We start from the raw sequence: 21,645 nt of genomic DNA on the forward strand, positions 1-21,645 counted from the left end.
CGAACTCAGGTTTTGAAACGCCCAAAAATCGGCCCCCTCTCCCTCGGGAGAGGGCTGGGGTGAGGGGCAAACACACCACAAATCAAAAGCCGAACACCCGCTCTTCACCACTCAAGGCCGAGTGTCAGCTCGCCTGCTTTTGATCTTGATCCACGGGCGACGTCGGAAGGCTGAGTGGAGGGATTGATCCGGGCGTGGGAGCGCAGCGACCGTTTGGCGCAGCCAAACACAGCGAGAGGAGGTGCAGCGAAGCAAACCGTAGGCGCTGCGCCCGGATCGATCCCGGAGCGAAGGAACCCCGAGCCCCAGCGAGCGGGCCGCACGTAGGAGCAAGCGTTTTTTGCTTACTTTTTTTGGCGTTTGAAAAAAAGTGAGTCGCCGTAAGGGCGAAACCGTAATAAGCCATCACCGCAGCAACGGATATTCACCCAAAAACCCCAAACGACAAATAACAAAAAGGCGCCCGAAGGCGCCCTCTTGATCCAAGGCCATCAGGCCATTTCTGCGGTAGTCTCGAAGTCAAATGTCAACTCACCATCCTTGATGTCGATGTGCACCACACCGCCATGCTCGGCCAGCTCGCCAAACAGAATCTCCTCCGCCAACGGACGCTTGATCTTGTCCTGAATCAGACGCGCCATCGGACGTGCGCCCATTGCCGAGTCATAACCACCCGCCGCCAGCCAACTCCGCGCGGCATCAGTGACCTCAAGCAGCACGCGCTTGTCTTCCAGCTGCGCCTGAAGCTCGGTAAGGAACTTGTCCACCACACTTTTGATGACCTCATGGCTGAGGCGACCAAACTGGATAATGGTGTCCAGACGGTTACGGAACTCCGGCGTGAAGCTCTTCTTGATCACTTCCATCGCATCAGACGAGTGGTCCTGATGGGTGAAACCGATCGAAGCCCGCGCAGCCGTTTCGGCACCGGCGTTGGTGGTCATGATCACGATCACGTTGCGGAAGTCCGCCTTGCGCCCGTTGTTGTCAGTCAGCGTACCGTGGTCCATCACCTGCAGCAGCAGGTTGAAGACTTCCGGATGCGCTTTCTCGATTTCATCGAGCAGCAATACGCAGTGCGGCTGCTTGGTGATCGCTTCGGTCAACAGACCGCCCTGATCGAAACCGACATAACCTGGAGGCGCACCGATCAGACGCGATACGGTGTGACGCTCCATGTACTCGGACATGTCGAAACGCACCAACTCGATCCCCAACGCCTTGGCCAGTTGTCGTGCGGCCTCGGTTTTACCGACACCGGTCGGGCCTGCGAACAGGAACGAACCGACTGGCTTGTCAGGCGACTTGAGGCCGGCACGAGACAGCTTGATCGCGGTTGACAGCGAATCGATCGCCGCGTCCTGACCAAACACCGTCAGCTTCAGGTCACGCTCAAGGTTACGCAGCAACTCCTTGTCGGAGCTGGTGACGTGCTTAGGCGGAATCCGCGCGATTTTCGCGACGATGTCTTCGACGTGCGGCACCTCGATACGCTTGGCGCGCTTCTCGACCGGTTGCAGACGCTGATAGGCGCCCGCCTCGTCAATAACATCAATGGCTTTGTCCGGCATATGCCGGTCATTGATATAGCGCGACGCCAGTTCAGCAGCGGCACGCAGCGCTTCGTCGCTGTATTCGATGTTGTGGTGCTGTTCGAAACGCCCTTTCAGGCCGCGCAGGATACCAATGGTGTCTTCCACCGATGGCTCGACGACATCGACCTTCTGGAAGCGACGCGCCAAGGCACGATCCTTCTCGAAGATGCCGCGAAACTCCTGGAACGTGGTCGAACCGATGCAGCGAATGTCGCCAGACGACAGTAGCGGCTTAAGCAGATTCGAAGCGTCCATGACTCCGCCCGACGCAGCGCCCGCACCAATAATGGTGTGGATCTCGTCGATAAACAGAATGGCTTGCGGACGTTTTTTCAATTCATTGAGCAACGCCTTGAAGCGCTTCTCGAAATCACCACGATACTTGGTGCCCGCGAGCAGAGCACCGAGATCGAGCGAATAAACAACACTACCGGCCAGCAGATCCGGCACCTGGTTGTCGACAATGCGCTTGGCCAGACCTTCGGCAATCGCGGTTTTACCCACGCCTGCTTCACCGACCAGCAGCGGATTGTTTTTGCGCCGACGCGCGAGAATCTGCGCGACACGTTCGACTTCCGATTCACGACCGACCAGCGGATCGATACGACCCTGGCGCGCGAGTTCGTTGAGGTTGCTGGCATAAGCATCCAGAGGATTGCCTGAAGAAGAAGACTCACCGCCCTCGTCGTCCTGCATATCTTGTTCACCTTCAGAGTGATCGCCATGCCCCGGCACTTTGGAAATGCCGTGTGCGATGTAATTGACGACATCGATGCGCGCAACGCTCTGCTGTTTCAGCAGAAATACCGCCTGACTCTCTTGCTCACTGAAGATGGCAACCAGCACGTTGGCGCCGGTTACTTCGCGTTTGCCCGAGCTCTGTACGTGGAAAACAGCACGTTGCAGTACACGCTGGAAGCCCAGGGTTGGCTGGGTTTCGCGATCTTCGTCATGAACGGGGATCAATGGCGTGGTGGAGTCGATGAACTCCTGCAGGTCATGCTTGAGTTTGTCGAGGTTTGCGCCGCAGGCACGCAAAACGGTGGCGGCAGCCTCATTGTCCAATAGGGCCAGCAAAAGGTGTTCGACGGTCATGAATTCATGACGTTTCGAACGAGCCTCCTTGAAGGCTAGATTGAGGGTGACTTCGAGCTCGCGGTTTAACATAGCTTCACCTCATACCCAAGTGGTCGGCGATTAACCGTCCTTCTCGATTTCACAGAGTAGCGGATGCTGGCTTTCCCTGGCGTACTGGTTGACCTGCATGGCCTTTGTCTCGGCGATGTCGCGGGTAAACACTCCACATACTGCCCGTCCTTCTGTGTGGACGGCCAGCATGACCTTGGTCGCCAGCTCGCGATTCAGGTTAAAAAACACCTCGAGCACTTCGACGACGAAATCCATCGGTGTGTAGTCATCGTTGAACAAAACCACCTTGTACATCGGCGGCGCCTGTAACGCAGGCTTTGCTTCCTGAACAGCAACGCCTGCCGAATCGTCGTCGTGCTCCTGTGGAAGATCCTTTTGGAGAAGCGGGCGATCCTGATTGAATGTTAGTCGAATCTGGCTGATTGCATGCATGGAAAGAAAGGTTCGTCAGTTGTGCAAATACAGTGGTGGGGGCGGTTGTACGCGTTTTCAACTCCGACTGCCCGGTCACCTTGACTATCGGGAAAACGGTGTTACAACCAATAGAGCCCACAGTGGGTAAAAAAGATCCGCGGAGTCAATCCTTTTAACGGATTAGATTGCGGATGAATTGGATGATACTCCAGCGATGGAGTCTGTTGCAGAGGGATTTGAGCATGGCTGTCGGCAAGGTGAAATGGTTCAACAATGCCAAGGGATTCGGCTTTATCAATACCGACGCCCGTGAAGGCCGCGATGAGGATGGCAAAGAGATCGACTTTTTTGCTCATTTTTCTCAGATTAAGATGGACGGATACAAAACCCTTAAGGCCGGGCAGGCGGTGGTTTTCAGCATTATCCAAGGCCCCAAGGGGCTGCATGCCGTAAACATCCAGTCAGTCGAACCATCCAGTGCCATTGATAGTGCAGCTGTCAGCGCTGCTGCCGCTGCCGCAATTGCCAAAGCGTGAGCTGACTGATCTTCACCTGAATATCCCAAGCAATAAAAAACCACCTGACTCAATGAAGAATCAGGCGGTTTTATGTGCCCGCGTTTTACATATGCGAAATCAGCGCATCGCCAAAGCCCGAAGACGAAACCAGCTTGGCCCCGTCCATCAGACGCTCAAAGTCATAGGTCACAGTCTTGGCCGAAATAGCGCCGTTGGTGCCCTTGATGATCAGATCCGCCGCCTCAGTCCAGCCCATGTGCCGCAGCATCATTTCTGCCGAGAGAATCAGCGAACCCGGGTTGACCTGATCCTTGCCGGCGTACTTCGGCGCCGTACCGTGGGTCGCTTCGAACATCGCCACGGTGTCGGACAGGTTGGCGCCCGGCGCGATACCGATACCGCCCACTTCCGCCGCCAAAGCGTCGGAGAGGTAGTCGCCGTTGAGGTTGAGGGTCGCGATCACATCGTATTCGGCCGGGCGCAGCAGGATCTGCTGGAGCATGGCGTCGGCGATGGCATCCTTGACCACAACATTCTTGCCGGTTTTCGGGTTTTTGAACTGCATCCACGGGCCACCGTCGAGCAGGGTCGCGCCGAATTCTTCGGCGGCCACTTCGTAGGCCCACTCTTTGAAGGCACCTTCGGTGAACTTCATGATGTTGCCTTTGTGCACGATGGTCAGCGAATCGCGGTCGTTATCGACCACATATTGCAGAGCCTTGCGCGCCAGACGCTTGGTGCCTTCCAGCGAAACCGGCTTGACGCCGATGCCGCAGTTTTCGTCGAAACGGATTTTGGTGACGCCCATTTCTTCTTTAAGGAATTTGATGACTTTGGTGGCTTCCGGCGAACCGGCCTTCCACTCAATGCCGGCATAGATGTCTTCGGAGTTCTCGCGGAAGATGGTCATGTCGACGTCGCCAGGCTTTTTCACCGGGCTTGGCACGCCTTCGAACCAGCGCACCGGGCGCAGGCAGACGTACAGGTCGAGTTGCTGACGCAGGGCCACGTTCAGCGAGCGGATGCCGCCACCGACCGGCGTGGTCAGCGGGCCTTTGATGGAAACCACATAATCCTTGACTGCATCGAGAGTTTCCTGAGGCAGCCAGGTGTCCTGATCGTAAACCTGAGTGGCTTTTTCCCCGGCGTAGACTTCCATCCAGGAAATCTTGCGTTTACCGCCGTATGCCTTTTGAACTGCAGCATCGACAACCTTGATCATCACCGGGCTGATGTCGACACCAATGCCGTCACCTTCGATGAAGGGGATGATCGGGTTATCAGGAACATTGAGAGAATGGTCTGCATTGACGGTGATTTTGTCGCCGACGGCTGGAACCTGAATCTTCTTGTAACCCATGCTGAACTCCATTGTTTGGATTGAACATCTGGCTTGGTTCGAGCGTAACCCAGTTAAATCAACACGCAAACCCTCTGTTCGTGGCGCGGCTACATCTCGTTTCGTACAAGCCTGAAAGCAAAGGGAAAAGCGCCAAACTCAAGCATTCGCGACGACTCTACGCCCCACCCCGCCCTGCGACCTTTAGACCAATGGACGAGAATCGTTGCATATGAACCATCGGCAGATTGCCAGCTACCTATGTATAATGCCGCCCGCTGACCACAGGGTCACGACGGCTGGCCTCTCTAGCACGAGACTTTCCGCCTGATTGGTCGGGTTGTTACCGCAGTCCGACTGCTTGACGCTCTACTGATGCACCCAACATCACCGCGAAGAATCTCGACATTCGGTTCATGGATGACTTTGAACGAACGCGCTTACCCGGCGCCCCTCGAGTTTCTGCGCACGCTTTAGCAAAGAAGAGAGAGTTAATCCGAATATGCCCACCCGCTCGAAGATCATCTATACCTTCACCGACGAAGCTCCAGCCCTCGCCACCTATTCCCTGCTGCCGATCATCGAGGCGTACACCGCCTCGGCCGATATCGCCGTGGAAACCCGCGATATCTCTCTTGCAGCGCGCATTCTGGCCAGCTTCCCCGAGCAACTGGGCGACAAAGCCGTAGCCGACCACCTCGCCGAACTGGGCGACCTGGCCGTTACGCCTGAAGCCAACATCATCAAGCTGCCGAACATCAGCGCTTCGGTGCCACAGCTGCAAGCCGCGATCAAAGAGCTGCAAGCTCAGGGTTACAACCTGCCGGACTACCCGGAAACCGTGACCAGCGACGCCGACAAAGACGCCAAGGCGCGTTACGACAAGGTCAAGGGCAGCGCCGTGAACCCGGTTCTGCGCGAAGGCAACTCTGACCGTCGCGCTCCGCTGTCGGTGAAGAACTACGCGCGCAAGCACCCGCACAAAATGGGCGCCTGGGCCAAAGACTCCAAGTCCCACGTCGCTCACATGAGCACCGGCGATTTCTACGGCAGCGAAAAAGCTGCCCTGATCGACGCCGCTGACGCCGTGAAGATCGAGCTGATCGCCAAAGACGGCACCGCAACCGTTCTGAAAGAAAAAACCACCGTTCAGGCTGGCGAGATCCTCGACTGCGCCGTGATGAGCAAAAACGCCCTGCGCGCGTTCATCGCAGCTGAAATCGAAAGCGCCAAGGCCCAGGGCGTGCTGCTCTCGGTGCACCTGAAAGCGACCATGATGAAGGTCTCCGACCCGATCATGTTCGGCCAGATCGTTGCCGAGTTCTATAAAGACGCCCTGACCAAGCACGCTGACGTGCTGGCCGAGATCGGCTTCAACCTGAACAACGGCATCGGCGATCTGTACGCGCGCATCAAGGCCCTGCCGGCCGAGCAGCAAGCGCAGATCGAAGCTGACATGGCCGCCGTCTACGCCGCTCGTCCATCGCTGGCGATGGTCAACTCCGACAAAGGCATCACCAACCTGCACGTGCCGAGCGACGTTATCGTCGACGCCTCGATGCCAGCGATGATCCGTGACTCCGGCAAGATGTGGGGCACCGACGGTCAGCTGCACGACACCAAGGCGGTGATCCCGGATCGTTGCTACGCGACCATCTACCAGGCTGTGATCGAAGATTGCAAAGCCAATGGTGCTTTCGATCCGACCACCATGGGCAGCGTGCCAAACGTTGGCCTGATGGCGAAGAAAGCCGAAGAGTACGGCTCGCACGACAAGACTTTCCAGATCAAGGCTGACGGCGTTGTTCGCGTCACCGACAGCAAGGGCAAGCTGCTGATGGAACAGGCTGTTGAAGCCGGCGACATCTTCCGCATGTGCCAGACCAAAGACGCGCCGATCCAGGACTGGGTCAAACTGGCCGTCAACCGTGCTCGCGCAAGCGCAACTCCAGCAATCTTCTGGCTGGACCCGATGCGCGCTCACGACGGCGTAGTGATCGAGAAGGTTCAGGCTTACCTGAAGGATCACGACACTGCCGGTCTGGACATCCAGATCATGGCGCCGGTCGACGCGATGAAGTACACCCTGCAGCGCACCCGCGAAGGCAAGGACACCATTTCGGTGACCGGCAACGTACTGCGTGACTACCTGACCGACCTGTTCCCGATCATGGAACTGGGCACCAGCGCCAAGATGCTGTCGATCGTGCCGCTGATGAACGGCGGCGGCCTGTTCGAAACCGGCGCCGGCGGTTCGGCTCCGAAGCACGTGCAGCAACTGGTTGAAGAAAACTTCCTGCGCTGGGATTCGCTGGGCGAGTTCCTCGCACTGGCAGCGTCCCTTGAGCATCTGGGCGTGAACTACAACAACCCGAAAGCACTGGTGCTGTCGAAAACCCTGGACCAGGCCACTGGCCAGTTCCTCGACAACAACAAGTCGCCATCGCGTAAAGTCGGCAACATCGACAACCGCGGCAGCCACTTCTACCTGGCGATGTACTGGGCTCAGGCCCTCGCTGCCCAGACTGAAGACGCTGCACTGCAAGCGCAGTTCGCGACCCTGGCAAAAACCCTGACCGAGAACGAAGCAACCATCGTTGCCGAGCTCAACGCCGTTCAGGGCAAGCCAGTCGACATCGGCGGTTACTACCACGCCAATGCCGAGCTGATCAGCAAGGCCATGCGCCCAAGCGCAACCCTCAACGCGGCGATTGCTGCGCTGGTTTAAGGTTGTAAAGGGAACATCACAAACCCCGGCCTCGTGCCGGGGTTTGTGTTTCCAGAGTTCACACAATTCCCTTGTAGGAGTGAGCCTGCTCGCGATAGCGGTATACCATTCAACAATTATGGTGACTGACAATGCGCTATCGCGAGCAGGCTCACTCCTACATTGGATTGCATTTCAATCCCAGAATTGAGGAAGGTATTATGGAATGGCTCCCCCACATCACCGTCGCCACCATCGTCGAGGACAACGGCCGCTTCCTGATGGTCGAGGAACACAAGGCCGGGCGTAATGTGCTCAACCAGCCCGCCGGCCATCTCGACCCAGACGAAACCCTGATCGACGCTGCCATCCGCGAAACTCTCGAAGAAACCGGCTGGGACGTCGAGCCCACCGGCGTCATTGGCATTTATCTGTATACCGCCCCAAGCAACGGCGTGACCTATCAGCGCGTGTGCTTCAGCGCCAAAGCCGTGCAACATCACGCTGATTACCAACTCGACGACGGTATCGTCGGCGCCAAGTGGCTGACCCGCGACGAATTAATTGCTCAGCGCGACAACTGGCGCAGCGAGCTGATCATCCGCTGCATCGACGATTATCTGGCCGGCCATCACTTCAGCCTCGAACTGATCCGCCCTTCTCTTTAGCCTTGAGGCCGCGAGCCTGCTAGAATCGCGTCCTTTTTCAAGACACTCATTGAATCCCTATGCGTGATCCAGCCCCTTCTGACACATCCAAGAAGCGCGTCATTGTCGGCATGTCCGGCGGCGTGGACTCTTCCGTTTCCGCTCTCCTGCTGATCGAGCAGGGTTACGAGGTGGAAGGCCTGTTCATGAAGAACTGGGAAGAAGACGACGGAACGGAATACTGCACCGCCATGGACGACCTGGCGGATGCTCAGGCTGTCTGCGACAAGATCGGCATCAAGCTGCACACCGCCAACTTCGCTGCTGAATACTGGGACAACGTGTTCGAGCACTTCCTGGCCGAATACAAGGCCGGCCGTACGCCGAACCCGGACATCCTCTGCAACCGCGAGATCAAGTTCAAAGCGTTCCTCGACTACGCCATGATGCTCGGCGCCGACCTGATCGCCACCGGTCACTACGTGCGCCGCCGCGACATCGATGGCCGCACCGAACTGCTCAAGGGCCTCGATCCGAACAAGGATCAGAGCTACTTCCTGCACGCCGTTGGCGGCGAACAGATTGCCAAGACCCTGTTCCCGGTCGGCGAACTGGAAAAGCCGGAAGTGCGCGCAATTGCCGAGAAGTACGAGCTGGCGACCGCCAAGAAGAAGGATTCCACCGGGATCTGCTTTATCGGCGAGCGTCGCTTCAGCGACTTCCTCAAGCAATACCTGCCGGCGCAACCGGGCGAAATCAAAACCACCGAAGGTGAAGTCATTGGCCGTCACCACGGCTTGATGTACCACACCATCGGTCAGCGCCAGGGCCTCGGCATCGGCGGTTTGAAAGACGCCGGCGATGAGCCGTGGTACGTGCTGCGCAAGGATCTCGACAGCAACGAGCTGATCGTCGGCCAGGGCAACAACCATCCATGGCTGTTCTCCAGCGCCCTGCTCGCTTCGGAAATCTATTGGGTCAACCCGATCGACCTGAGCCAGCCGCTGCGCCTGACCGCGAAAGTGCGTTATCGCCAGAGCGACCAGGCCTGCACTCTGGAAAAAACCGCCAGCGGCTACCGCGCTGTGTTTGACGAGCCGCAACGCGCGGTGACGCCGGGCCAATCCGTGGTGTTCTATGACGGTGAAATCTGCCTCGGTGGCGGCGTGATCGAAGTGGCCGAACCGTGGAGCGGCCAGGCATGAGCCCGACTCAGGAGCAACTGACGGCGCTGGGCGGTGTGTTTCTCGCCGCCGTACTGGTCGACCGGATCGCCAAGACCGGGCAGACCAGCGAGGCCGGCCTGACCTGCATGCTCGGCAGCCTGTTGGTGCGCGACCCGAAAGACACGCTGGACGTCTACGGCGGCGATGACCTCAATCTGCGCGAAGGCTATCGAGCGCTGATCGGTGCACTGGAACGCGACCCAAGCACGCTGCAACGCGAGCCATTGCGCTACGCCCTGTCGATGCTCGGCCTGGAACGTCAACTGGCCAAGCGCGACGACATGCTCGACACCATCGGCAAGCGCTTGCCGCAGATCCAGTCGCAGGTCGAGCATTTCGGCCCGGCCCACGAAAACGTGGTCGCGGCTTGCGGCGCGCTGTATCAGGACACCCTGAGCACCCTGCGCCAACGTATTCAGGTGCACGGCGACATGCGCAACCTGCAGCAGCCGAGCAATGCCTCGAAAATCCGCGCCCTGCTCCTTGCCGGTATCCGTTCGGCACGTCTGTGGCGGCAGCTCGGCGGCCATCGCTGGCAGTTGGTGATCAGCCGACGCAAGCTGCTCAAAGAGCTGTATCCGTTGATGCGCAGCGAGTAAAACGCCGCGCAATAAAAGCTTTGTAGTCTGTAACGCGTAATACGCCGGTCAGTTGGCAACGGACCGGCGGATTTTTTCATGTATGATACGCGCCCCATTTCGTTGCCCGACTGTCCGAGAACACCCCATGCAGCTTTCTTCGCTCACTGCGGTTTCCCCTGTTGACGGCCGCTACGCCGGCAAAACCCAGGCCCTGCGCCCGATTTTCAGCGAGTACGGTTTGATCCGTGCCCGTGTTCTGGTTGAAGTGCGCTGGCTCCAGCGCCTGGCCGCCCACGCGGGTATCCCTGAAGTGCCAGCCTTCTCCGCCGAGGCCAACGCCGTTCTCAATGAACTGGCTGAAAACTTCTCGCTGGAGCACGCCGAGCGCGTCAAAGAGATCGAGCGCACCACCAACCACGACGTCAAAGCGATCGAATACCTGCTCAAAGAGCAGGCGGCCAAGTTGCCGGAACTGGCCAAGGTCAGCGAGTTCATCCACTTTGCCTGCACCAGCGAAGACATCAACAACCTGTCCCACGCCCTGATGCTGCGCGAAGGCCGTGACGACGTGATGCTGCCGCTGATGCGTCAGACCGCCAACGCCATCCGCGAACTGGCCATCCGTTTCGCTGACGTGCCGATGCTGTCGCGCACCCACGGCCAACCAGCCTCCCCGACGACTTTGGGTAAAGAGCTGGCGAACGTGGTTTACCGTCTCGAGCGTCAGATCGCTCAAGTCGCTGCCGTGCCGCTGCTGGGCAAAATCAACGGCGCCGTCGGCAACTACAACGCACACCTGTCGGCCTATCCGCAGATCGACTGGGAAGCCAACGCCCGCGCCTTCATCGAAGACGAGCTGGGCCTGGGCTTCAACCCGTACACCACGCAGATCGAACCGCACGACTACATCGCCGAACTGTTCGACGCGATCGCGCGCTTCAACACCATCCTGATCGACTTCGACCGTGACATCTGGGGCTATATCTCCCTGGGTTATTTCAAGCAGCGCACCATCGCTGGCGAAATCGGTTCGTCGACCATGCCGCACAAGGTCAACCCGATCGACTTCGAAAACTCCGAAGGCAACCTGGGCATCGCCAACGCGCTGTTCCAGCACCTGGCGAGCAAACTGCCGATCTCCCGCTGGCAGCGCGACCTGACCGACTCCACCGTACTGCGCAACCTCGGTGTTGGCTTCGCCCATAGCGTGATCGCCTACGAAGCCAGCCTCAAAGGCATCAGCAAACTGGAGCTCAACGAGCAGAAGATTGCCGCTGACCTCGACGCTTGCTGGGAAGTGTTGGCTGAGCCGATCCAGACCGTGATGCGCCGCTACAACATCGAAAACCCGTACGAGAAGCTGAAAGAACTGACCCGCGGCAAGGGCATCAGCCCGGAAGCGTTGCAGACTTTCATCGATGGTCTGGACATGCCTGCCGAAGCGAAAGCCGAGCTCAAGCAACTGACCCCGGCCAACTACATCGGCAACGCTGTAGCGCAAGCCAAACGCATCTGATCGACCGCTTGATCCGTTTGAGACGCCCGGCCGCGCCGGGCGTTTTTATTCCCGTCTGAAAAGTGCTTTTTTTCAATAGGTTACATATGAATTCCGATATTCCTCTTCAACTTCTGGGCGGCCTCACTGCACGCGAATTCCTGCGCGACTACTGGCAGAAAAAGCCACTGCTGATCCGTCAGGCGATTCCTGACTTCGAAAGCCCGATCGACGCCGACGAACTGGCCGGCCTGGCCCTGGAAGAAGAAGTCGAATCGCGCCTGGTGATTGAGCACGGCGAGCGCCCTTGGGAACTGCGTCGCGGCCCGTTCGCTGAAGACGAATTCAGCAAATTGCCGGAAAAAGAGTGGACCTTGCTGGTGCAAGCGGTCGACCAATTCGTCCCGGAAGTCAGCGAGTTGCTGGAAAACTTCCGCTTCCTGCCGAGCTGGCGCGTCGATGACGTGATGATCAGCTTCGCCGCCCCGGGTGGCAGCGTTGGTCCGCACTTCGACAACTACGACGTGTTCCTGCTGCAAGGCCACGGCAAGCGCAACTGGAAAATCGGCCAGATGTGCGACTCCGAGAGCCCGCTGCTGCAACACGCGGACCTGCGCATCCTCGCTGAATTCCACGAGACCGAAGAGTGGGTACTGGAACCGGGCGACATGCTCTACCTGCCGCCGCGCCTGGCTCACTGCGGTGTCGCGGTCGACAACTGCATGACCTACTCGGTCGGTTTCCGTGCGCCAAGCGCTTCCGAAGTGCTAACTCACTTCACCGACTTCCTCAGCCAGTTCCTGACAGACGAAGAGCGCTACACCGATGCCGACGCACAGCCAGCAGCCGATCCGCACCAGATTCAACACGACGCACTGGATCGCCTGAAAGCGCTGCTCGCCGAGCACATGAGCGACGAGCGCCTGCTGCTGACCTGGTTCGGCCAGTACATGACCGAGCCGCGTTATCCGGAGCTGGTGGCTGGCCCGGAAGAAATCGAAGAAGAAGACTTCCTCGCCGCCCTGCAGGATGGCGCCATCCTGATCCGCAACCCGAGTGCGCGCCTGGCCTGGTCGGAGGTCGATGACGACCTGCTGCTGTTCGCCAGCGGCCAGAGCCGTTACCTGCCGGGCAAGCTGCGCGAACTGCTGAAGCTGATCTGCGCCGCTGACGCCCTGCACACCGACAACCTCGGTGAGTGGCTGAACGACGAAGACGCCTGCGGCCTGCTGTGCCAACTGGTCAAGCAAGGGAGCCTGGGGTTCGCCGATGAATAAGATTCGCGTACGTGTCGCAGACTGGCAGAAGGACATCGCCGAGATCCGGCGCATTCGTGAAACGGTGTTTATCGCCGAGCAATCGGTGCCACCTGAGCTGGAATGGGACGCGGACGACGCGACCGCCGTGCATTTTCTGGCGTTTGAAGGCGACTTTCCGATCGGCACTGCGCGCCTACTGCCTGACGGGCACATCGGCCGGGTTTCGGTGCTGAAAGACTGGCGCGGGATGAAGGTCGGTGATGCGCTGATGCAAGCGGTGATCGCCGAAGCTGAAGAACGTGGGTTGAAGCAGCAGATGCTCAGTGCTCAGGTTCAAGCCACGGCGTTCTATGAGCGCTTGGGTTTCAGTCTGGTCAGCGAGGAATTCCTCGAAGCCGGGATTCCGCATGTCGATATGGTTCGCCATTCGGCTTAAGACCGCGGCGCGGCGATCGCGAGCAGGCTCACTCCTACAATTGAAATGCGATTCCCTGTAGGAGTGAGCCTGCTCGCGATGGCGCCCGCAAGAACACCACAAAACGCCCCGACATCCGCCGATGCCGGGGCGTTTTGCTGTCTACGATTCAACTTGCCCCACCCAAGGCCGACAAACTGGCAATATCAAGCCTTTCGAAAGCGGAGATAACGGACATGTCCCTACGCACCCTGCTCACCACCCTGCTGCTCGGTTGCAGTTTTTCGGTGATGGCAGCCACAGAAATCGTGCCCCTCAATTACCGCACCAGCACCGACATGCTGCCGATGGCGCAAGACTTCCTCGGCAAGGACGGTCAGGTCAGCGCCTACGGCAACCAACTGATCATCAAGGCCGAGCCGGACAAGATTCAGGAACTCAAGGCACTGATCACACAGTTGGATACTGCGCCCAAACGCTTGCTGATCACCGTCGACACCAATGAAAACAATGGCCGTGGCGACGAAGGCTATTCGGTCAACGGCGCCCAGCCGAACCAGACCCGCATCATCAGCCGCAGCACCACCAGCCGTGAAGGCGGCGTGCAACAGGTGCAAGCCACTGACGGCATGCCGGCGCTGATTCAAGTCGGCCAAAGCGTGCCGCTCACCAATGTTCAGAGCGATTCCTACGGCGGTTACAACAGCCAGACGCAATACCGCAACGTCACCCAGGGTTTCTACGTCACCGCCAGCGTCACCGGCGACATCGTTCACCTGGCGATCAGTACCAACCGTGACCGTATGAGCCAGGAACGTCCCGATGTAGTGAACGTGCAAAGCACCGACACAACTGTCAGCGGACGTCTCGGCGAATGGATCACCCTTGCCGGCGTCAATCGCCAGACCCAGGCCGACAAACAGGGCCTGACCCGCAGCTACTCGACTCAAGGCCGGGATGACATGACCTTGCGGGTGAAAGTCGACGCCTTGGACTAAAGCACCGAAAACTGACTGATTAGTCGTATTAGACGAAAGATGTAGTGCTTTAAAAAAAGCACTACAAAACGTTTGACGGGGTAAAAAAGCGAAGGCATGATGGCCTCGCTCCCGCTAATCAGAGGCCCTGGCAAGGGCCTTCGAAGCGACGTTCGCACCTACCCCGCGAACCGCTTCGTGTCTGTACCGCCCACAAGGTGTGTTTGACGAGGTTGCCGACTGGAACGAAGTTGTCCCGAGGGACGGAAGCGTATTTAGGTAACCCGGCTTCACACTGTAGACCGTATAAAGGCCCACGACGCCCGAATGCGCCCGCAGTCCGCCACTACCTGCTCACTTCCCCTCGAGCCCATCGTTCATCCCGTCGCCTACCCCGCCGAATCTGACTTGACCACCTAAGCTTCTGGTCAGCGAGCGCAGGAATTTTCCACCGCAGAACAACTTTTCATAAAGACGCGACGAGGTTTATCTCCATGGCACTGACACGCGAACAGCAAATTGCAGCCCTCGAAAAAGACTGGGCTGAAAACCCGCGCTGGAAAGGCGTGACACGCACTTACTCCGCTGCTGACGTCGTCCGTCTGCGTGGCTCGGTTCAACCTGAGCACACCTTTGCAAAAATGGGCGCCGACAAGCTGTGGAACCTGGTCACCCAGGGTGCCAAGCCGTCCTTCCGTCCTGAGAAAGATTTCGTCAACTGCATGGGCGCCCTGACCGGCGGCCAGGCTGTTCAACAGGTTAAAGCCGGTATCCAGGCAATCTACCTGTCGGGCTGGCAAGTGGCTGCGGACAACAACTCCGCAGAATCCATGTACCCGGACCAGTCGCTGTACCCGGTGGATTCGGTTCCAACCGTGGTCAAGCGCATCAACAACTCGTTCCGTCGTGCTGACCAGATCCAGTGGAAAGCCGGCAAGAACCCGGGCGACGATGGCTACATCGACTACTTCGCACCGATCGTGGCTGACGCTGAAGCCGGTTTCGGCGGCGTGCTGAACGCCTACGAGCTGATGAAGAGCATGATCGAAGCAGGCGCCGCCGGCGTTCACTTCGAAGACCAACTGGCTTCCGTGAAGAAGTGTGGTCACATGGGCGGCAAAGTACTGGTTCCGACTCAGGAAGCCGTACAGAAGCTGACCGCTGCGCGTCTGGCTGCTGACGTTGCCGGCACCCCGACCATCATCCTGGCCCGTACCGACGCCAACGCTGCTGACCTGCTGACCTCCGATTGCGACCCGTACGACCAGCCGTTCGTGACTGGCGAGCGCACTCAGGAAGGTTTCTACAAGGTCCGTGCCGGCCTCGATCAAGCCATCGCTCGTGGCCTGGCTTACGCTCCATACGCCGACCTGATCTGGTGCGAAACCGCCAAGCCGGATCTGGACGAGGCTCGTCGCTTCGCCGAAGCGATCAAAAAGGAATACCCGGACCAACTGCTGTCGTACAACTGCTCGCCTTCCTTCAACTGGAAGAAAAACCTGGACGACGCGACCATCGCCAAGTTCCAGCGCGAATTGTCCGCCATGGGTTACAAGCACCAGTTCATCACCCTGGCCGGCATTCACAACATGTGGCACAGCATGTTCAACCTGGCGCACGACTACGCCCGCAACGACATGACTGCCTACGTGAAACTGCAAGAGCAGGAGTTCGCTGACGCCGCCAAGGGTTACACCTTCGTGGCTCACCAGCAGGAAGTGGGCACCGGCTACTTCGACGACATGACCACTGTGATCCAGGGTGGCTCGTCCTCGGTAACCGCACTGACCGGTTCGACTGAAGAAGAACAGTTCCACTGATTCGGCTTCGCTGAGCAAACGGCCTTTGCGGATCGTATAGAAAGCTAACCGCAGAGCCGCAAAACTGACGCCCCGACTGGTTCGGGGCGTTTTTTTTGCCCCCGGAAAACACACCCTCCACTGTAGGAGCTGCCGAAGGCTGCGATCTTTTGACTTTGTTTTTTCAGAATCAAAAGCAGGATCAAAAGATCGCAGCCTTCGGCAACTCCTACAGGGATCGGCGTCGTTCGGCCAAAACATTGATCCAGCGCGGTACATCCGTCAGAAAAATCCGCTAAAACGGGCGCCGTCGCTACTTGCAGTAACGTGCAAGTAAGACAACTTCCCAACTGACATCCCGTTAAACAGTTACAAAACCCCTGCAAACGATATCAATTATCATTTAGCCGCAACTATGTTCGTTACATTCCCTACAAAACATTATTTGCATAAACCCGCCTAATGCCCGCAACGCATGGGCTGCAGGGCATTGGAGATGCGCCATGTCCTTATTCCAATAAATAATTTCGCTATAGGAATTTTACTTGCAGGGTGTTTAGCCATAAAATCAGCGCGATTGATTGCTGCGACATATCGTCACTGCCTATTTCTTTATCAAGCTCAGAGACCTTTGCTCTCTGTTAAGGATTACCAGCATGCCCGAAGCGACAGGACTCATGGCCCACAACTGGGGCTTTGCCATTTTCCTTCTGGGTGTCGTCGGCCTGTGTGCCTTCATGCTTGGCGTCTCCAGCCTCCTTGGGTCAAAAGCCTGGGGTCGCAGCAAAAACGAACCGTTCGAGTCCGGCATGCTACCTACCGGTGGCGCCCGCTTGCGGCTCTCAGCCAAATTCTATCTGGTCGCGATGCTCTTCGTGATCTTCGATATCGAAGCCCTCTTTCTCTTTGCATGGTCTGTGTCCGTCCGCGAAAGCGGCTGGACCGGATTCGTCGAAGCTCTCGTTTTCATAGCAATTCTGTTGGCAGGTCTTGTCTACCTGTTCCGAGTGGGCGCCCTTGACTGGGCTCCGGAAGCTCGTCGCAAGCGGCAGGCGAAGCTGAAACAATGAGGCTTTGGCAATGCAATACAATCTCACCAGGATCGACCCCGATGCTCCTAACGAGCAATATCCGATTGGCGAACGGGAAACCGTTTCCGATCCGTTAGAAGATCAAGTCCACAAAAACATTTTCATGGGCAAGCTGGAAGACGTGCTGAGTGGCGCGGTCAACTGGGGACGTAAGAACTCCCTGTGGCCGTACAACTTCGGCTTGTCGTGCTGCTACGTGGAAATGACCACCGCCTTCACGGCGCCCCACGACATCGCGCGCTTTGGCGCCGAAGTGATCCGGGCATCGCCGCGTCAGGCCGACTTCATGGTTATCGCCGGTACCTGCTTCATCAAGATGGCGCCGATCATCCAGCGTCTCTACGAGCAGATGCTCGAGCCGAAATGGGTTATCTCCATGGGTTCGTGCGCTAACTCCGGTGGCATGTACGACATCTACTCTGTGGTTCAAGGGGTGGACAAGTTCCTGCCCGTGGACGTCTACGTACCTGGCTGCCCTCCTCGTCCGGAAGCATTTCTGCAAGGCTTGATGCTGTTGCAGGAATCGATCGGCAAGGAGCGTCGTCCGCTTTCCTGGGTCGTTGGCGATCAAGGCGTTTATCGCGCCGACATGCCTTCGCAAAAAGAAGAGCGCCGCGAACAGCGAATCGCAGTCACCAACCTGCGCAGCCCTGACGAAGTCTGATCCAGATCTGTTCTTACAAAAGAAACGAGAAGCTGGCTTCATTCTTTACGTTGACCGAAAGCGAAAAAATAACCATGACTACAGGCAGTGCTCTGTACATCCCGCCTTATAAGGCAGACGACCAGGATGTGGTCGTTGAATTGAACAACCGTTTTGGCGCCGAAGCGTTCACCGCTCAGTCGACCCGTACCGGCATGCCGGTACTGTGGGTCGCGCGCGCCAGGCTCGTTGAAGTCCTGACTTTCCTGCGCAACCTGCCCAAGCCGTACGTCATGCTCTATGACCTGCACGGCGTGGACGAGCGTCTGCGCACCAAGCGTCAAGGGCTGCCGAGTGACGCTGAGTTCACCGTGTTCTATCACCTCATGTCGCTGGAGCGTAATAGTGACGTGATGATCAAGGTCGCCTTGTCCGAGAACGACCTCAGCTTGCCGACCGTCACCAGCATCTGGCCGAACGCCAACTGGTACGAGCGTGAAGTCTGGGACATGTTCGGTATCGACTTCAAAGGTCACCCGCACCTGTCGCGCATCATGATGCCGCCGACCTGGGAAGGTCACCCGCTGCGCAAGGACTTCCCTGCGCGCGCCACCGAATTCGATCCGTACAGCCTCAACCTCGCCAAGCAACAGCTTGAGGAAGAAGCCGCGCGTTTCCGTCCGGAAGACTGGGGCATGAAGCGCTCCGGCCCGAACGAGGACTACATGTTCCTCAACCTCGGCCCGAACCACCCTTCGGCGCACGGTGCGTTCCGCATCATCCTGCAACTGGACGGTGAAGAGATCGTCGACTGCGTGCCGGACATCGGTTACCACCACCGTGGTGCCGAGAAGATGGCCGAGCGTCAGTCGTGGCACAGTTTCATCCCGTACACCGACCGTATCGACTACCTCGGCGGCGTGATGAACAACCTGCCGTACGTGCTCTCGGTCGAGAAGCTGGCCGGCATCAAGGTGCCTGAGAAGGTCGACGTCATCCGCATCATGATGGCCGAGTTCTTCCGGATCACCAGCCACCTGCTGTTCCTCGGGACTTACATCCAGGACGTCGGCGCCATGACCCCGGTGTTCTTCACCTTCACCGACCGCCAGAAGGCGTACACGGTGATTGAAGCCATTACCGGTTTCCGTCTGCACCCGGCCTGGTACCGCATCGGTGGTGTTGCCCACGACCTGCCGCGCGGCTGGGAAAAACTGGTGAAAGACTTCGTTGAATGGCTGCCAAAACGCCTCGACGAATACACCAAGGCTGCCCTGCAGAACAGCATCCTCAAGGGTCGTACCATCGGCGTCGCCCAGTACAACACCAAAGAAGCCCTGGAATGGGGTGTCACCGGTGCTGGCCTGCGTTCGACCGGTTGCGATTTCGACCTGCGTAAGGCGCGTCCGTACTCCGGCTACGAGAACTTCGAGTTCGAAGTACCGCTGGCTGCCAACGGCGATGCCTACGACCGCTGCATGGTTCGCGTCGAAGAAATGCGCCAGAGCATCAAGATCATCGACCAGTGCATGCGCAACATGCCGGAAGGCCCGTACAAGGCGGATCACCCGCTGACCACGCCGCCGCCGAAAGAGCGCACGCTGCAGCACATCGAAACCTTGATCACGCACTTCCTGCAAGTTTCGTGGGGCCCGGTGATGCCGGCCAACGAATCCTTCCAGATGATCGAAGCGACCAAGGGCATCAACAGTTATTACCTGACGAGCGACGGCGGCACCATGAGCTACCGTACCCGGATCCGCACTCCAAGCTTCCCGCATCTGCAACAGATCCCTTCGGTGATCAAAGGCAGCATGGTCGCGGACATGATTGCGTACCTGGGTAGTATCGATTTCGTTATGGCCGACGTGGACCGCTAAGCATGAACAGCACGCTTATCCAGACAGACCGTTTCACCCTCAGTGAAACCGAGCGCTCGGCCATCGAGCACGAGCTGCATCACTACGAAGACCCGCGCGCGGCGTCGATCGAAGCCCTGAAGATCGTTCAGAAAGAACGCGGCTGGGTGCCGGATGGCGCCTTGTACGCGATCGGCGAGATCCTCGGCATCCCGGCCAGCGACGTCGAAGGTGTGGCGACGTTCTATAGCCAGATTTTCCGTCAGCCGGTTGGCCGTCACATCATTCGCGTCTGCGACAGCATGGTCTGCTACATCGGCGGCCACGAGTCGGTGGTCAGCGAAATCCAGAACAATCTGGGCATCGGCCTGGGTCAAACCACCACCGACGGTCGTTTCACCCTGCTGCCGGTCTGCTGCCTCGGCAACTGCGACAAGGCACCGGCGCTGATGATCGACGACGACACCTTTGGTGATGTGCAGCCTGCTGGCGTCGCCAAACTGCTCGAGGGCTACGTATGACCCTGACATCTTTCGGCCCGGCCAACCGCATTCAGCGTTCGGCCGAAACTCACCCGCTGACCTGGCGTCTGCGTGATGACGGCGAAGCCGTGTGGCTCGACGAGTACCAGGCCAAGAACGGTTACGCCGCTGCGCGCAAAGCCTTCGCCGACATGGATCAGGACGCCATCGTCCAGACCGTGAAAGACGCAGGCCTTAAAGGTCGCGGCGGTGCAGGCTTCCCCACTGGCGTGAAGTGGGGCCTGATGCCCAAAGACGAATCCATCAACATCCGCTACCTGCTGTGCAACGCGGATGAAATGGAGCCGAACACCTGGAAAGACCGCATGCTGATGGAGCAACTGCCCCATCTGCTGATCGAAGGCATGCTGATCAGTGCTCGCGCGCTGAAAACCTACCGTGGCTACATCTTCCTGCGTGGCGAATACACCACCGCCGCCAAGCACCTCAACCGTGCCGTGGAAGAAGCCAAGGCTGCGGGCCTGCTGGGCAAGAACATTCTCGGCAGCGGCTTCGATTTCGAGCTGTTCGTCCACACCGGCGCCGGGCGTTATATCTGCGGTGAAGAAACCGCACTGATCAACTCCCTCGAAGGCCGCCGCGCCAACCCGCGCTCCAAGCCGCCCTTCCCTGCCGCCGTCGGCGTGTGGGGCAAGCCGACCTGCGTGAACAACGTCGAAACCCTGTGCAACGTGCCGGCGATCATTGCCGACGGCGTTGACTGGTACAAATCGTTGGCCCGCGAAGGCAGCGAAGACATGGGCACCAAGCTCATGGGCTTCTCCGGCAAGGTCAAGAATCCGGGCCTGTGGGAGCTGCCATTCGGCGTCACCGGTCGCGAGTTGTTCGAAGACTACGCCGGCGGTATGCGCGACGGCTTCAAGCTCAAGGCCTGGCAACCAGGTGGCGCCGGTACCGGTTTCCTCCTGCCAGAACACCTCGACGCGCAAATGTATGCCGGCGGCATCGCCAAAGTGGGCACCCGTATGGGTACCGGCCTGGCCATGGCGGTGGACGACAGCGTCAACATGGTCTCCTTGCTGCGCAACATGGAGCAGTTCTTCGCTCGCGAGTCGTGCGGTTTCTGCACCCCGTGCCGCGATGGTTTGCCATGGAGCGTCAAGCTCTTGATGGCCATCGAACAAGGCCGTGGTCAGCCAGGCGACATCGAGACCCTGCTGGGTCTGGTCAACTTCCTCGGCCCGGGCAAGACCTTCTGTGCTCACGCACCGGGTGCCGTGGAGCCGTTGGGCAGTGCCATCAAATACTTCCGTCCAGAGTTCGAAGCCGGTATCGCGCCAGTCAGCGCCGCCGTCCCGCCTCTGGCAAGGCCGATCGTAATCGGCGCGTAAACGCTTAAAAAGGCGAAGGGTCCGTGCCCTTCGCCTTTCGTCCGATGACGCCTTTCGG

The 21,645-nt window shown here is 58.6% G+C and carries 18 protein-coding genes; 15 read left to right on the forward strand and 3 right to left on the reverse strand.

Features of this window, described 5'->3' with window-relative positions:
- Window positions 1-491: 491 nt before the first annotated feature.
- Window positions 492-2,762 (reverse strand): ATP-dependent Clp protease ATP-binding subunit ClpA, encoded by a 2,271-nt coding sequence (clpA, locus tag CKW38_RS20170; protein ID WP_007920210.1) that lies wholly within the window; start codon window positions 2,760-2,762, stop codon window positions 492-494.
- A 30-nt stretch (window positions 2,763-2,792) separates the two neighbouring features.
- Window positions 2,793-3,176: an ATP-dependent Clp protease adapter ClpS gene (clpS, locus tag CKW38_RS20175; protein ID WP_011334948.1), complete on the reverse strand. Its 384-nt coding sequence runs from the start codon at window positions 3,174-3,176 to the stop codon at window positions 2,793-2,795.
- A 224-nt stretch (window positions 3,177-3,400) separates the two neighbouring features.
- Between clpS and CKW38_RS20180 the strand changes: the two genes are divergently transcribed.
- Complete coding sequence (locus CKW38_RS20180) at window positions 3,401-3,694, forward strand: cold shock domain-containing protein (protein ID WP_095113732.1); 294 nt, start codon at window positions 3,401-3,403, stop codon at window positions 3,692-3,694.
- An 85-nt stretch (window positions 3,695-3,779) separates the two neighbouring features.
- Here CKW38_RS20180 and icd read toward each other — a convergent pair whose 3' ends face one another.
- Window positions 3,780-5,036, reverse strand: coding sequence for an NADP-dependent isocitrate dehydrogenase (icd, locus tag CKW38_RS20185; protein WP_007920207.1), 1,257 nt, complete (start codon window positions 5,034-5,036; stop codon window positions 3,780-3,782).
- Window positions 5,037-5,517: 481 nt separating this feature from the next.
- On the opposite strand from icd, the gene CKW38_RS20195 reads away from it, so the two are divergent.
- The 14 genes from CKW38_RS20195 to nuoF all read left to right on the forward strand — a co-directional run bounded on the left by CKW38_RS20195 (window position 5,518) and on the right by nuoF (window position 21,587).
- A complete protein-coding gene (locus CKW38_RS20195) occupies window positions 5,518-7,743 on the forward strand; it encodes an NADP-dependent isocitrate dehydrogenase (protein WP_095113684.1) in 2,226 nt (741 codons plus the stop codon).
- A gap of 200 nt (window positions 7,744-7,943) precedes the next feature.
- A complete protein-coding gene (locus CKW38_RS20200; protein WP_095113685.1) occupies window positions 7,944-8,390 on the forward strand; it encodes an NUDIX hydrolase in 447 nt (148 codons plus the stop codon).
- 59 nt (window positions 8,391-8,449) lie between these two features.
- The gene (mnmA, locus tag CKW38_RS20205; protein ID WP_007920201.1) at window positions 8,450-9,574 is read left to right on the forward strand and encodes a tRNA 2-thiouridine(34) synthase MnmA; all 1,125 of its coding nucleotides are present in this window, start codon (window positions 8,450-8,452) and stop codon (window positions 9,572-9,574) included.
- Window positions 9,571-10,194: a high frequency lysogenization protein HflD gene (hflD, locus tag CKW38_RS20210; protein WP_007920199.1), complete on the forward strand. Its 624-nt coding sequence runs from the start codon at window positions 9,571-9,573 to the stop codon at window positions 10,192-10,194. The genes mnmA and hflD overlap by 4 nt, the downstream gene beginning before the upstream one ends.
- Before the next feature lie 127 nt (window positions 10,195-10,321).
- Complete coding sequence (gene purB, locus CKW38_RS20215) at window positions 10,322-11,692, forward strand: adenylosuccinate lyase (protein WP_003223822.1); 1,371 nt, start codon at window positions 10,322-10,324, stop codon at window positions 11,690-11,692.
- Between the two features lie 86 nt (window positions 11,693-11,778).
- On the forward strand, window positions 11,779-12,948 hold the full coding sequence (locus tag CKW38_RS20220; protein ID WP_007920198.1) for a cupin domain-containing protein: 1,170 nt from the start codon (window positions 11,779-11,781) through the stop codon (window positions 12,946-12,948).
- Window positions 12,941-13,366 carry a GNAT family N-acetyltransferase gene (locus CKW38_RS20225; RefSeq protein WP_034155132.1) on the forward strand — a complete coding sequence of 142 codons (426 nt, stop codon included), beginning with the start codon at window positions 12,941-12,943 and terminating at the stop codon, window positions 13,364-13,366. The genes CKW38_RS20220 and CKW38_RS20225 overlap by 8 nt, the downstream gene beginning before the upstream one ends.
- 215 nt (window positions 13,367-13,581) lie before the next feature.
- Window positions 13,582-14,343: a secretin N-terminal domain-containing protein gene (locus CKW38_RS20230; protein WP_095113686.1), complete on the forward strand. Its 762-nt coding sequence runs from the start codon at window positions 13,582-13,584 to the stop codon at window positions 14,341-14,343.
- A 473-nt stretch (window positions 14,344-14,816) separates the two neighbouring features.
- Window positions 14,817-16,142, forward strand: coding sequence for an isocitrate lyase (gene aceA, locus CKW38_RS20235; protein ID WP_007920195.1), 1,326 nt, complete (start codon window positions 14,817-14,819; stop codon window positions 16,140-16,142).
- A 635-nt stretch (window positions 16,143-16,777) separates the two neighbouring features.
- Complete coding sequence (locus CKW38_RS20240) at window positions 16,778-17,191, forward strand: NADH-quinone oxidoreductase subunit A (protein ID WP_003223812.1); 414 nt, start codon at window positions 16,778-16,780, stop codon at window positions 17,189-17,191.
- Between the two features lie 10 nt (window positions 17,192-17,201).
- Window positions 17,202-17,876: an NADH-quinone oxidoreductase subunit B family protein gene (locus CKW38_RS20245; RefSeq protein ID WP_007920192.1), complete on the forward strand. Its 675-nt coding sequence runs from the start codon at window positions 17,202-17,204 to the stop codon at window positions 17,874-17,876.
- Between the two features lie 74 nt (window positions 17,877-17,950).
- Window positions 17,951-19,735, forward strand: a complete 1,785-nt coding sequence (gene nuoC, locus CKW38_RS20250) for an NADH-quinone oxidoreductase subunit C/D (protein ID WP_095113687.1) — start codon at window positions 17,951-17,953, stop codon at window positions 19,733-19,735.
- Window positions 19,736-19,737: 2 nt separating this feature from the next.
- Entirely contained in the window at window positions 19,738-20,235 is a 498-nt protein-coding gene (nuoE, locus tag CKW38_RS20255; RefSeq protein ID WP_007920186.1) for an NADH-quinone oxidoreductase subunit NuoE, read from the forward strand.
- Window positions 20,232-21,587, forward strand: coding sequence for an NADH-quinone oxidoreductase subunit NuoF (gene nuoF, locus CKW38_RS20260; protein ID WP_007920184.1), 1,356 nt, complete (start codon window positions 20,232-20,234; stop codon window positions 21,585-21,587). Before nuoE ends, nuoF begins: the two co-directional genes overlap by 4 nt.
- The last annotated feature ends 58 nt before the right edge of the window (window positions 21,588-21,645 follow it).

The sequence above is a fragment of the Pseudomonas sp. Irchel 3H7 genome (genome assembly GCF_900187605.1).
GTDB lineage: Bacteria > Pseudomonadota > Gammaproteobacteria > Pseudomonadales > Pseudomonadaceae > Aquipseudomonas.

Excerpts from the sequence above, each read along its gene's own strand:
- clpS (WP_011334948.1), bottom strand. The coding sequence starts at position 3,176 with ATGCATGCAATCAGCCAGATTCGACTAACATTCAATCAGGATCGCCCG.
- purB (WP_003223822.1), top strand. The coding sequence starts at position 10,322 with ATGCAGCTTTCTTCGCTCACTGCGGTTTCCCCTGTTGACGGCCGCTAC.
- CKW38_RS20245 (WP_007920192.1), top strand. The coding sequence starts at position 17,202 with ATGCAATACAATCTCACCAGGATCGACCCCGATGCTCCTAACGAGCAA.
- CKW38_RS20240 (WP_003223812.1), top strand. The coding sequence starts at position 16,778 with ATGCCCGAAGCGACAGGACTCATGGCCCACAACTGGGGCTTTGCCATT.
- CKW38_RS20220 (WP_007920198.1), top strand. The coding sequence starts at position 11,779 with ATGAATTCCGATATTCCTCTTCAACTTCTGGGCGGCCTCACTGCACGC.
- CKW38_RS20195 (WP_095113684.1), top strand. The coding sequence starts at position 5,518 with ATGCCCACCCGCTCGAAGATCATCTATACCTTCACCGACGAAGCTCCA.
- clpA (WP_007920210.1), bottom strand. The coding sequence starts at position 2,762 with ATGTTAAACCGCGAGCTCGAAGTCACCCTCAATCTAGCCTTCAAGGAG.
- CKW38_RS20180 (WP_095113732.1), top strand. The coding sequence starts at position 3,401 with ATGGCTGTCGGCAAGGTGAAATGGTTCAACAATGCCAAGGGATTCGGC.
- CKW38_RS20230 (WP_095113686.1), top strand. The coding sequence starts at position 13,582 with ATGTCCCTACGCACCCTGCTCACCACCCTGCTGCTCGGTTGCAGTTTT.
- CKW38_RS20200 (WP_095113685.1), top strand. The coding sequence starts at position 7,944 with ATGGAATGGCTCCCCCACATCACCGTCGCCACCATCGTCGAGGACAAC.
- CKW38_RS20225 (WP_034155132.1), top strand. The coding sequence starts at position 12,941 with ATGAATAAGATTCGCGTACGTGTCGCAGACTGGCAGAAGGACATCGCC.
- icd (WP_007920207.1), bottom strand. The coding sequence starts at position 5,036 with ATGGGTTACAAGAAGATTCAGGTTCCAGCCGTCGGCGACAAAATCACC.
- nuoC (WP_095113687.1), top strand. The coding sequence starts at position 17,951 with ATGACTACAGGCAGTGCTCTGTACATCCCGCCTTATAAGGCAGACGAC.
- mnmA (WP_007920201.1), top strand. The coding sequence starts at position 8,450 with ATGCGTGATCCAGCCCCTTCTGACACATCCAAGAAGCGCGTCATTGTC.
- nuoF (WP_007920184.1), top strand. The coding sequence starts at position 20,232 with ATGACCCTGACATCTTTCGGCCCGGCCAACCGCATTCAGCGTTCGGCC.
- hflD (WP_007920199.1), top strand. The coding sequence starts at position 9,571 with ATGAGCCCGACTCAGGAGCAACTGACGGCGCTGGGCGGTGTGTTTCTC.
- nuoE (WP_007920186.1), top strand. The coding sequence starts at position 19,738 with ATGAACAGCACGCTTATCCAGACAGACCGTTTCACCCTCAGTGAAACC.
- aceA (WP_007920195.1), top strand. The coding sequence starts at position 14,817 with ATGGCACTGACACGCGAACAGCAAATTGCAGCCCTCGAAAAAGACTGG.